11 protein-coding genes are annotated in these 11,748 nt (G+C 65.2%); 3 read left to right on the forward strand and 8 right to left on the reverse strand.

What is annotated here, in order from left to right:
- The 6 genes from Y704_RS19010 to Y704_RS0104660 form a co-directional block, all read right to left on the reverse strand.
- Positions 1 to 253 (reverse strand): helix-turn-helix domain-containing protein (locus Y704_RS19010; RefSeq protein ID WP_035771636.1); only part of this gene is annotated, 253 nt, incomplete at its 3' end.
- 83 nt (positions 254 to 336) lie between these two features.
- The gene (gene allB, locus Y704_RS0104640; RefSeq protein WP_051476697.1) at positions 337 to 1,707 is read right to left on the reverse strand and encodes an allantoinase AllB; all 1,371 of its coding nucleotides are present in this window, start codon (positions 1,705 to 1,707) and stop codon (positions 337 to 339) included.
- Positions 1,704 to 2,885, reverse strand: coding sequence for a glycerate kinase (locus Y704_RS0104645; protein ID WP_026549243.1), 1,182 nt, complete (start codon positions 2,883 to 2,885; stop codon positions 1,704 to 1,706). Before Y704_RS0104645 ends, allB begins: the two co-directional genes overlap by 4 nt.
- A gap of 9 nt (positions 2,886 to 2,894) precedes the next feature.
- Positions 2,895 to 4,673: a glyoxylate carboligase gene (gene gcl, locus Y704_RS0104650; RefSeq protein ID WP_026549244.1), complete on the reverse strand. Its 1,779-nt coding sequence runs from the start codon at positions 4,671 to 4,673 to the stop codon at positions 2,895 to 2,897.
- Between the two features lie 8 nt (positions 4,674 to 4,681).
- Positions 4,682 to 5,590, reverse strand: a complete 909-nt coding sequence (locus Y704_RS0104655) for a 2-hydroxy-3-oxopropionate reductase (protein ID WP_026549245.1) — start codon at positions 5,588 to 5,590, stop codon at positions 4,682 to 4,684.
- Between the two features lie 70 nt (positions 5,591 to 5,660).
- On the reverse strand, positions 5,661 to 6,440 hold the full coding sequence (locus Y704_RS0104660; protein WP_026549246.1) for a hydroxypyruvate isomerase family protein: 780 nt from the start codon (positions 6,438 to 6,440) through the stop codon (positions 5,661 to 5,663).
- Positions 6,441 to 6,640: 200 nt separating this feature from the next.
- Here Y704_RS0104660 and Y704_RS0104665 point away from each other — a divergent pair, with 200 nt between their 5' ends.
- Positions 6,641 to 7,273, forward strand: a complete 633-nt coding sequence (locus tag Y704_RS0104665) for an NUDIX hydrolase (protein WP_026549247.1) — start codon at positions 6,641 to 6,643, stop codon at positions 7,271 to 7,273.
- A 1-nt stretch (position 7,274) separates the two neighbouring features.
- Here Y704_RS0104665 and Y704_RS0104670 read toward each other — a convergent pair whose 3' ends face one another.
- Both Y704_RS0104670 and Y704_RS0104675 read right to left on the reverse strand, forming a co-directional pair.
- Entirely contained in the window at positions 7,275 to 8,090 is an 816-nt protein-coding gene (locus Y704_RS0104670) for a bifunctional allantoicase/(S)-ureidoglycine aminohydrolase (RefSeq protein ID WP_026549248.1), read from the reverse strand.
- Positions 8,083 to 9,378: a DUF6986 family protein gene (locus Y704_RS0104675; RefSeq protein ID WP_026549249.1), complete on the reverse strand. Its 1,296-nt coding sequence runs from the start codon at positions 9,376 to 9,378 to the stop codon at positions 8,083 to 8,085. The genes Y704_RS0104670 and Y704_RS0104675 overlap by 8 nt, the downstream gene beginning before the upstream one ends.
- Before the next feature lie 337 nt (positions 9,379 to 9,715).
- Between Y704_RS0104675 and Y704_RS0104680 the strand changes: the two genes are divergently transcribed.
- Both Y704_RS0104680 and Y704_RS0104685 read left to right on the forward strand, forming a co-directional pair.
- Complete coding sequence (locus Y704_RS0104680; RefSeq protein WP_026549250.1) at positions 9,716 to 10,207, forward strand: nucleoside deaminase; 492 nt, start codon at positions 9,716 to 9,718, stop codon at positions 10,205 to 10,207.
- Between the two features lie 12 nt (positions 10,208 to 10,219).
- Entirely contained in the window at positions 10,220 to 11,719 is a 1,500-nt protein-coding gene (locus Y704_RS0104685) for an NCS2 family permease (RefSeq protein WP_026549251.1), read from the forward strand.
- Positions 11,720 to 11,748: the final 29 nt, after the last annotated feature.

The following is an 11,748-nucleotide window of genomic DNA, read 5'->3' on the forward strand; positions in this document are numbered from 1 at the left end:
CGAGCTGGCTGCTGGCACCGGCGCCCAACCGGATCAGCCGCGGCCCGAGAGCGTACCGGCGGCTGGGAAGCTGACGGGCATACCCCTTGCTCACCAGGGTGCGCAGTAACCGGTGGATCGTTGGTAGCGGCAGGTCGGTCGAGGAGGACAGCTCGCTGAGCGTCACCTCACCACCGGCGTCAGTGATCAGCTCCAGCAGTTCGAAAACGCGCTCGACGGACTGCACACCGCCCTTGACTGCTTTTTCACCCATGAGGGTCCCCTGACGTATCGGGCCGATCAAGGCCGAATATCCGCCTTGTGGAATTAACCTCCAACTTACCGGATTTTACGTCGTCAGGCGGAGCCCCGGCGCAGGAGTCGCCCGCCAGGCGTGACACCGTCGATCTCCACCCCCCGAAGGTAGGTCCGCCGGACCACCCCCACCAGCGGCTTCTTGTCATACGGGCTGATGGGATTCTTGTGAAGCAGCCTGTTCACATCGACGATGAAGCTGTCCTCCGCTGCGAAGACGGCGAAATCGGCGTCGTACCCGAGGGCGAGCCGGCCCTTCTTCGTCAGCCGCGCCAGCGCGGCCGGTCGCTGGGACATCCACTCCACCACCTGCTCAAGCGGGATGCCGCGTTGGCGTGCTTCGGTCCAGATCAGCGAAAGGCCCAACTGGAGTGAGGAAACCCCGCCCCAGGCAACTCCGAAGTCGCCGTTCTCGAGGTCCTTCAGGTCGAGCGTGCTCGGCGAGTGGTCGGAGACGATGCAGTCGATGATGCCGTCCTCGAGGCCCTTCCAGAGCAGCTCACGGTTCGCTGCCTCACGGATCGGCGGGCAGCATTTGAAGGCGGTGGCGCCGTTGGGAATCTCCTCGGCCAGCAGTGTCAGGTAGTGCGGACAGGTTTCCACCGTCAGCTTCACGCCATCCCGCTTGGCGCTGGCGATCATCGGCAGTGCATCCGAGGAGGACAGGTGGAGGATGTGCGCCCGCGCCCCCGTCCAGCGTGCCCGCTCGATCACCTCGGCGATGGCCATGTTCTCGGCTCCCCGGGGGCGGGAGGCGAGGAACCGGGTGTACTGGTCGCCCTCGGCCGACGGCGCGCGGTCAATGGAGCGGGAATCCTCCGCATGGACGATCATCAGCGAATCTAAGGTTTTCAGCTCCGCCATGTCGGCTTCCATCTCGTCCGCCTCGAGGTGCGGAAACTCATCCACCCCTGAATGCAGCAGGAAGCACTTGAACCCGAAGACACCCGCATCGTGCAGGCCGCGCAACTCGGAGGTATTTCCCGGAATCGCTCCTCCCCAGAAGCCCACATCGACGAAGGCCTGGCTCTCCGCCGCCGCCCGCTTCTGCTGGAGTGCGTTCACGGTGACCGTCGGCGGGATGCTGTTCAGCGGCATGTCGATGATGGTGGTCACGCCCCCGGCCGCCGCGGCGCGGGTCGCGGAGGCAAAGCCCTCCCACTCGGTCCGCCCGGGTTCATTGACGTGCACATGGCTGTCGACGAGGCCCGGGAGCAGGGTCTCGTCGTCATCCAGGTCAACATTGACCCGCCCTGCCAGGCCGCTGCCGAGCGGCACGATCGCCGTCACCGTTCCATCCAGGACCCCGACCTCACGCTCGCGGAGCCCGGCGGTAGTGAGAATCCTCCGGCCCCGGAGCACGAGATCGAAGACCGTGCTGTCCGGTGTGGGGGTGGACTGCTCGTTCGTCATGATGTTCCTTGTTGTCGAGATACCGACGTCGCTGAGGTACCGACCGGCTTGGATGCCAGCAGGTAAGCGCCGACCAGTTCTCCCACCCGTTCGACGAGCGGCCCGGCGTCGGCCATGCACGTCGCGACATCCCGTTCGAGGTCGGTGAGGGCGTATGTTCGATCAAAGCCCGCAGCGATGAGTTCGTCCGCCGAGAGGAGGCTCCTGCCGCAGACAGCAAGAACCGGGATCGATGCAGCGGCGGCGGCCCGGGCAACGCCCACCGGGGTTTTGCCCAGCAGGGTCTGCTCGTCGAGGCTGCCCTCTCCGGTGACCACCAGATCCGCGCCTTCCAGGTGGCCGGCGAATCCGGTGAACTCGAGGACGACGTCGACGCCGGGCCGGCGCTCGGCATCCAGCAGAACCATGGCTGCATAGCCGGTTCCGCCGGCAGCTCCCGCGCCGGGTCTTGAGGCAACATCGATCGCGGCCTGCCCGATCTCATTGCCAAGGACCTGCACGAAGTGCCCGAGTGCGGCATCGAGATCGCGCACGTCGTCGGCGGACGCGCCTTTCTGCGGGCCGAAGACAGCAGCTGCTCCGCCGGCGCCGAGGAGGCCGTTGTCCACGTCGCTGGCGAGGATGAACTTCGCGGACGGAAGCCGCGGATCCAGCCCTGACAGGTCGATCCGCGTGAGCCGTGCCAGTGCGGCACCGCCCGGGGCCAGGACCGCACCTTCCTCGTCGAGCAGCCTCGCGCCAAGGCCGACAAGGAGCCCGGCTCCGCCATCGGTGCTGGCGCTTCCCCCGACTCCGAGGACCACCTCGGTGCAACCAAGGTCAAGGGCAGCCGCGATCAGCTGGCCCGTGCCCACACTCGAAGCACCCCGCGCGTCGAGCGTCCCACCCGGCAGGACCGCCAACCCGGAGGCAGCGGCCATCTCGACAACCGCCTGGTGCCCCCGTACCGCGACCGCCGCCGACACCGGCTCGCCGGTAGGTCCGGTAACCGGAAAGTAGCGCCGCTCGTAGCCTGCGGCGACGGCGGCATCCACGGTGCCCTCACCGCCGTCGGCCACCGGCACCTCGAGGATGTCGGAATCTGGAACCACCCGCAGCAGGCCGATCCGAAGGTGGCCGGCCACCTCAGGGGCCGAGAGTGATCCCTTGAACTTGTCCGGTGCTAGAACGATCCGCATGGATTCACCCTAGACCAGCAGCGAGATGGCGGTTGGTGCGTCATCAGAGGCCTCCGCCAGATCCTCGAACTCGTGAATCGCATCGATGCCGGCGGCTCCCATCGAGATATTCGTGACGCGCTCGAGGATGACCTCCACCACCACCGGAACGCGAAACTCCGCCATCAGTTCGCCGGCCCTGGTGAAAGCGGCCTGCAGGTCATCCGGCTCCCGCACCCGGATCGCCTTGCAGCCCAGGCCTTCCGCCACCTTGATATGGTCGACGCCGTAGCCCTCGAGTTCGGGGGCGTTGATGTTCTCGAAGGCGAGGGAGACGTGGTAATCCATCTCGAACCCGCGCTGGGCCTGACGGATGAGGCCGAGGTAGGAGTTGTTCACCACTACGTGGATGTACGGCAGCTTGAACTGGGCCCCGACGGCAAGCTCCTCCATCATGAACTGGAAGTCGTAGTCACCCGACAGGGCGACGACGGGCACGCCCGGAACGGCTCGGGCTACCCCCAGCGCTGCCGGTCCGGTCCAGCCCAGCGGCCCGGCCTGACCGCAGTTGATCCAGTTGCGCGGCTGGTACACGTGGAGGAACTGGGCTCCGGCGATCTGGGACAGCCCGATGGTGGAGACGTACTTGGTGTCCCGGCCGAAGGCCCGGTTCATCTCCTCGTAGACCCGTTGTGGTTTGATGGGGACGTTGTCGAAGTGGGTCCTGCGCTGGAGCAGGGACTTGCGCTGGGCGCAGTCCTTGACCCAGGCGTTCCAGTCCGGAAGTCCCTGGACGGCGCGGCGCTCGCGCGCCAGTTCCACGAGGCCGCGGAGTGCCTCGCCTGCATCGGAGACGATCCCGAAGTCGGGCGCGAAGACCCGCCCGATCTGGGTCGGCTCGATGTCGATGTGGATGAAGATGCGGCCTTTGGTGTACACATCCAGTGCCCCGGTGTGGCGGTTGGCCCAGCGGTTTCCGATCCCGATGACGACATCGGATTCGAGCATCGTCGCATTCCCGTAGCGGTGCGAGGTCTGCAACCCGACCATGCCGGCCATGAGTTCGTGGTCGTCGGGAATGACTCCCCACCCCATGAGCGTCGGGATGACCGGGATGTTGAGCAGTTCCGCCAGCTCGACGAGGTCATCGGCGGCGTCGGCATTGATGATCCCGCCTCCCGCGATGATCAGCGGGCGCTCGGCCCTGGCAAGCATATCGAGGGCCTTTTCGAGCTGGCGCCGGGTGGCGGCCGGTCTTGACGGCTTCAGTGGCTCGTACGTGTCGGGGTCGAATTCGATCAGGGTCTGCTGCACATCGATGGGAAGGTCGATCAGCACCGGCCCTGGACGTCCCGAGCGCATCTCGTAGAAGGCCTTCTGGAAGGCGCCGGGCACCTGTGCGGCTTCGAGCACCGTCATGGCCATCTTCGTGACCGGTTTGGCGATCGAGGCGATGTCGACTGCCTGGAAGTCTTCCTTGTGCAGCTTGGCAACGGGTGCCTGGCCGGTGATGCAGAGGATGGGAATGGAATCCGCCCAGGCGGAGTACAGGCCGGTGATCATGTCGGTGCCGGCTGGTCCGGACGTGCCGATGCAGATACCGATGTTGCCTGCCTTGGCCCGGGTGTAGCCCTCGGCCATGTGCGAGGCGCCTTCGACATGGCGTGCCAGGACGTGGTGAATTCCGCGATGGGCGCGCATTGCCGAGTAGAAGGGATTGATTGCTGCCCCTGGAAGGCCGAAGGCCTGTGTAGCGCCTTCCTTCTCCAGGATGAGTACTGCGGCGTCTGCTGCGCGCATCTTCGGCATGGCATGTCCTATCGGGAGGTTGTTGCTGGGGTAGTGCCGGATGCCCGGCCGGACAGTTGCTCGACGAGGAGCAGCAGGGCCGAGTGGTCGAGCGAGCCGTGGCCCTGGGCGCGGAGCGATCCCATGAGCTGGGCCGTGAGGGCTCCGAGCGGGATGGCGACGCCGGCCTCGCGTGCCGCAGCGGTGACGATTCCCAGATCCTTGTGGTGCAGATCCACCCTGAAACCGGGCTCGAAGGTGCGCGCCGCCATGGAGGCTGCCTTGCGGTCAAGGATGCGGTTGCCGGCGAGGCCTCCGGCGAGGACCCGGATGGCCGCTTCGGTATCGACGCTGTGGGCCTCAAGGAACACCAAAGCTTCGGCCACCAACTGGATGGTTCCCGCGACGATGAGCTGGTTCGCCGCCTTGACGGTCTGCCCGGAACCGGCGGGACCGACGTGGACGATGGTTCCGCCCACCGGCTCCAGGGCGGGCCGCACAGCGTCGAAATCGTCCGCTGCACCGCCGACCATGATGGAAAGGTTCCCCTCGATTGCCCCCTGCTCGCCTCCGGAAACCGGAGCGTCGAGGGGTTTCACCCCGGCTTCGGCTGCGGCCGCTGCGAGCCGTACGCTGACGTCGGGGCGGATGGTGCTGGCGTCCACCCAGTACGCTCCGCTCCTGGCGTTCGCGAACACTCCATCGTCCCCCAGCACCACGGCTTCGACGTCGGGGGAGTCAGGGACCATGGTGAGGATGATCTCGGCGTCCTTCACTGCCTCTGCGACATCCGCGGCACCGGTGCCGCCCGCAGCGACGAGCTTGTCGATCCTGTCCTGGCTGCGGTTGAAGCCGGTGACGTCGTGCCCTGCCCTGACCAGGTTCACTGCCATGGGCAGGCCCATGATTCCGAGTCCGATTACTGCGATTCTGCTCATTGTCTCTAGTCCTTTACGTATCGATGATGGTGGACGTTCCAGCTGATCTGCGGTGCGAGGCGTTCCTTCGTCAGCGGAGCCAGGAGAAGGCACCGTCGGCCGGCGTCTTGTACTCGAGGCCGATGACGCCGTTGTAGCCACGGGACCGGCTGCTCTCGATCCACATCTCCAGGGGAAGCCCGCCGGATCCGGGGGCTCCACGGCCCGGGGCGTCGGCGATCTGAATGTGACCGAAGTCGGCGCCGAAGCTGCTGATGACGGCCGGGACATCGTCCCCGTTGACTGAAAGGTGGTAGAAATCCGCCAACAGTGCGATGTTCGCGGCGCCCTCGGCGCGTACCTTCCCGATGACATCCATGGCCTGCCGGGCGGTCCGAATGGGGTAATGCTCGGCGCCGCTGACGGGTTCGAGCAGGACGGTGCCACCGATCCCTGCGACTGCCTTCGCTGCAAGGACCAGGTTTTCCACTGCGAGCGCGTCCTGCTCCTCCGGCGTCGACGCTGCGGTGCGGTTACCGTACAGCGCGTTGAACGCCCTGCACCCGAGCCGACCGCCGATGCCGGCGACGACGTCGAGGTTGTCCCGGAAATCCTGCGACCGCTCGGGCCAGGACACCAACCCCCTGTCGCCACCCGGCATATCCCCTGCATGGAAGTTCAAGCCGGTCAGCTGGACGCCGGCCGCGTTGATGGCGTCTTCGAAGGCGGTCACCTCGGCGTCCGCCGGAACGGAGGAACCGAAGGGCCACCAGAATTCGACGTTGTCGAACCCCGCGGCCTTCGCAGCAGCGGGCCGCTCCAGCAGGGGCAGCTCCGTGAGGAGGATGGAGCAGTTGACGGTGTAGGACATGTACTTTCCTTCGCTGGAAGCTGCTGTCATTTTATCGCTGTGTGGAAACTAAGTTTCTTAGAATGGAACTGTAGGCGCATGGCAACTGGACTGTCAACGAAAGTGGCGAAAGGGTTCAGCTACGGAATGCACCAGCGCCCCGCCGTGCAGCGCGGAGCTACGGGACGATCGGTAGAGTGCCTGCAGAAGGAGGGACAGTCATGACCCCAGGTTCCAGAACGCCCCCGGTGGTGGTGCCACGTCTGGCCGTCAGCGTCCTGATGGTCCGCGGCGATGTGCCCAACCTCGAGGTCTTCGTTCAGAACCGCACATCCACGATGGACTTCGCCGCCGGAATGGTGGTCTTTCCGGGCGGCCGCGTGGACGAAGTGGACCACGCGGCCGCCCGGACGTGGCGCGTTTCTCCGGACCTCCTCGAGAGGCATGCACGGTGCTGGACGGAAACCAGCATCGCAGTCGGGAGCCGGGCTGAGCTGCTCGTTTCCGCCGAGGTGCTGCTGGCCGCCGCGGTGCGGGAGGTCGAGGAGGAAACCGGGGCAGTGTTATCCGTCGGAGACCTGATCCCGTGGGCCAACTGGATCACTCCGACGGGGTACAGCAAGCGCTTCGACACCTTCTTCTACCTGACAGTGCTGGCGGAGTTCCTGGACCCGCAGCATCGGACCACTGAGGCCGATTCCTCCCACTGGGCACCGGTGCGGGGCCTCCTCCGCGGCGCAGCGGAGGGTCGGCTGGAAATGATGAGGCCCACCACCGTGCTGTTGCAGGAACTCGCCCGGCATCCGGGGACGTGGGCGGCGGAACGCCGGATTTCTCCGGTGGGCAGTCTCTGAGCTAGAGGACAATCTGCCGGTTGACGTCCTTGTAGAGGAGGTAGCGGAAGTTCGACGGCCCCCCGGCGTAACAGGCCTGGGGGCAGAAGGCCCGCAGGGACATGTAGTCGCCCTCCTGGACCTCCACCCAATCCCCGTTCAGCCGGTACACCGCTTTACCCTCAAGGACGTACAGCCCATGTTCCATGACATGCGTTTCAGCGAAGGGAATGGAGGCTCCCGGCTCGAAGGTGACGATGTTGATGTGCATGTCGTAGGCGAGGTCCTCGACCGGCAACATGCGGGTGGTACGCCACTTGTTGTCGGTATCCGGCATCGCTCCGGGTTCGACGTCCTGCTCATTGCCGACGACGGCCTTGGCAGTATGCCCGGCCAGGGGCTCATAGCGCTTCCGGATCCACTGGAACTTCGCCAGATCGGTGCTGCCGTTTCCCGCCTGCCAGTTCGACCCGGCGGGCAGGTAGGCAAACCCTCCGGGTGTCAGTGAGTGCCTCTCGCCGTCAATGGTTACAGAGAGTTCACCCTCGAGGAGGAAGACGAATGATTCGACCTCCGACTGGGGCTCGGGTGCCTCGGAACCGCCTCCGGGGGCCACTTCCATCAGGTACTGGGCGAACGTGGTGGCTCCGCCCGCAACCGGGCGGTTGAGCACCCAGGCACGCGTCCCGGTCCATTCGGGCAGCACACTGGTGACGATGTCCCTCAGCACACCGCGGGGGATCACCGTGTAGGCCTCTGTCACGATGGCGCGGTCGGTGAGCAGCGCCGTCTGGGGCGGCAGGGTGGTCTGGGGCGTGTAGTAGGTGGGATCAGTCATCATCGTCCTTTGCGGTGGATGTTCTTTTCGGGTGTGCGAGCGACGTGAGGTGGGCGATGGAGATACCGCTCCGGCGCTCCACTTCTTCTTCATCAAGGGCCCCGCAGGAAAGCCCCCGCTGGATGAACCGCGCAAGGGCGCGGGCGGTGGCCGGCTCATCAAGGACTGTGCTTTCAAGGCCAAGGGCGTAGTTGCGCAACCGCGACGCCGCCTGGCTGAAACCCTCCAGGTAGAAGCGATAGGTGGCGATGAACCGTGACGGCAGCTGCGCCGGATGGAGGTCCCACCCCTGATAGAAGCCACGCTCCAGCGACCGGCGCACCAGGGAGGCATGGAGTTGCCAGGCGGCGGCGATATTCTCGTCCGTACCGAGCGGCAGGATGTTCGTCGAGCCGTCCGACAAGCGCACGCCTGTTCCGGCGGCAGCCACCTGCATCACCTGTTTGGCGTAGTCGGCGGCGGGGTGGTCCATGGCCTGGTAGGCGGCGGCTATCTCGAGCGATGCGCTGTAGTCGTAGGTGCCGTAGTGAAGTGCCGATACCCGGCCCCTGCCCCGATGCAGCAAGGTTGCCACGGGAACCGAGCCGTCCGCCGCCAGGATCAGCTGGGGGGTTTCCATCTGCACTTCGAAGCGGAGCCTGCCGGGTTCGAGCCCGTGAAAACGCTCCAGGGCCTCGCAGGCGTACACCATCGCCTCGACCTGGGCGACGGTGCTGACCTTGGGAAGCGTCAGCACGAGCCCTTCGGGCAGGCTTCCCGCCTCCAGCAATCCGGCAACGAACAGATCGAGGGTGCGAAGTCCCCTGGCGCGCGTCGGCTCCTCGAAGCTCTTGAACCGGATTCCGATGAACGGCGGCGCATTCCCCTCCCTGATGGACCGCCGAACCAGCTCTGCGGCACTTCGGGCGTGGCGGTCCTCCTCGGCATCACCGCGATCCCCGTACCCGTCCTCGAAGTCCAGCCGAAGATCCTCGATCGGCTCGGTCACGAGTTTTGCCGCGACCCTGGCGCTGATGCCCTCCACCAGGTCAGCGGGAGTACCAATCGTGGTGCACAGCGCTTCCAGGCCTCCCTGCCGGTCCGTTGCAGCCAGCGCCTGCCTCCCCCAGTCCGCTGTCAGTGCCCGCGTGAACTTGTCTGCCGGGATGTAGACGGTGTGGACCGGCTGACGTGTTCCGTCATCGCCGGGGTAGTTCTGCAGCAGCAGCCGGTCGGTGTCCCGGAGCGCTGTGTCAATGGCTGCGTAGTTCTCCGCGCTGAGCCCGGGGTGGGCGATGGAATCTGCCATGTCATCTCCTCGACGATCAGGGGCGGCACTTACGTTAATTTTCGTATTATGGACATTATTGTCTACTCTGTGGAAAAACAAGTGCAGCTTGTTCGCGGATCACCTTGAGCGCTACACGAGTTCGATTCCACGAAACGATAATATTCTTTCAGAAAAGTAGTGGTGTGAGTCACACCTGAATGCTACAGTTCTAGTCGAAGCCAACGGCGGGCACCTTTTCGGGTAGCTATCAACCAGGTGGACCTGCACAGAAATCCGCAGCAGTCTGGTCGTAACCGCCTGCCCCCTTCGTCGTCGGTGGTGTGCGATGGATGTTGCCCTCGTTAGGGAGTTCCAGATGAGCACCACAACAGATGAGCACTATCTCGCCCAGGCCCTTTCTCTAGCCGCAGCGAACGTGGAAAACGCAGGCGGTCCCTTCGGCGCCGTGATCCTCACCCCGGACGGCAGCGTCTTCGAAGGCGTCAACCGCGTCACTGCCAACAACGATCCCACAGCCCACGCCGAAGTCATGGCCATTCGTGAGGCGTGCCGCTCGCTCGGCACCTTCGACCTCTCGGGATGCGTCCTCTATACAAGCTGCGAGCCCTGCCCCATGTGCCTGTCGGGTGCGCTGTGGGCCCGCGTGAAACATGTGGTCTATGCTGCCGACCGACACGACGCCGCGCGTGCCGGATTCGACGACGCCGTGTTCTACGAATACTTCTCCACGCCGTTGGAGGAACGCTCGATGCCCGTCCGCCAGTGCCGCCTCTCACCATCCGCCGAAATCGGTGACTGTGCACCCTTCGAGGCGTGGAGCGCCCTGGCCGCCCGCGTGGATTACTAGGAGGGCAGCGCCATGACACTCATCACCCGGGACAATGATCCCGCCGAAGGGCCGGAGCCGACGCTGACGCGCCCGGCAACCAGTCGATTCTCGTCCCTCGACAGCTACTTCCAGATCACGGAGCGCGGCTCGACGACGGGACGCGAGATCCGTGGCGGCCTCGTCACCTTCTTCACGATGGCCTACATCGTGATTCTCAATCCGCTCATCCTTGGGGGATTCAGCGCAGAGACAGCAGCCACCGACGTCGAGGGCGGGTGGCTGGCAGCCGCCCAGGTGGGTGCCGTCACCGGCCTGACGGCCGGCGTGATGACCATCATCTTCGGCATCTTCGCCAACCTGCCGTTCGGCATCGCGGCCGGCCTCGGCATCAACTCGTTCCTGGCGGTTTCGGTGATCGGCGACGTGACCTGGGCGGAAGCGATGGGCCTGGTGGTCATCAACGGGTTGCTGATCGTTTTCCTCGCTGTCACCGGAGCGCGGACGGCGATCTTCAACGCGGTACCCCGCCAGCTCAAGGCTGCCATCACCGTCGGTATCGGCCTGTTCATCGCCTTCATCGGCTTCGTCGATTCCGGTTTCGTCAGCAGGACAGCAGGCGGCCCGCCCGTGCAACTGGGTGACAACGGCTCGGTCACCACGCTGCCGACCCTGATCTTCCTGATCGGCGTGATCACCATGGGCATCCTGATGGCCCGCGGTGTCAAGGGCGGGCTCCTCATCGGAATAGTCAGCACCACGCTCATTGCAGTCGTCGTCGAGGCCTTCCTCGATCTTGGGTTCACCGCACCGGACAACCCCGGCGGCTGGCACCTGAACGCCCCCGTCATTCCGAGCAGTATCGTCTCCATACCGGATTTCAGCCTCATCGGGCAGTTCAGCTTCGGCGCCTTCGACCGCATCGGCGTCCTCGCTGCCACCATGCTGGTCTTCACCCTGGTCTTCACCAACTTCTTCGACGCCATGGGAACCATGACCGGTCTCTCGAAGAGTGCCGGGCTCGCCAACAAGCAGGGGAACTTTCCCCGCCTCAAGTCGGCCCTGATCATCGAGGGCGTCGGGGCGGTGGCCGGCGGAGGTACGTCGAGCTCATCGAACACCGTCTTCATCGATTCGGCCGCCGGAATCGGTGAAGGTGCCAGGACCGGACTCGCCTCGGTGGTCACGGGGTTCCTGTTCCTCGCCGCCATGTTCTTCACGCCCCTGACGGCGGTGGTTCCGCTCGAGGTTGCCGCGTCTGCCCTGGTGGTGGTGGGAGCCATGATGGTCGCGCAGATCCGCGAGATCAATTTCCAGAACTTCTCCATCGCCCTGCCGTCATTCCTCACCATCGTCACCATGCCGTTGACCTACTCCATCGCCAACGGCATCGGCGTCGGGTTCATCACCTGGGTGCTGATCCGGGCGGGGTCCGGCAAAGCGAGCAAGATCCACCCGCTCATGTGGGTGGTCGCCGCTGGCTTCCTCGTGTACTTTGCGCGGGGTCCTGTGACGGCCTGGCTGGGAGGCTGACCTTTTTCTTCCGGCGGGCGGGGTCAGAT

It is taken from the genome of Arthrobacter sp. Br18 (genome assembly GCF_000520555.1).
Lineage (GTDB): Bacteria > Actinomycetota > Actinomycetes > Actinomycetales > Micrococcaceae > Arthrobacter_D.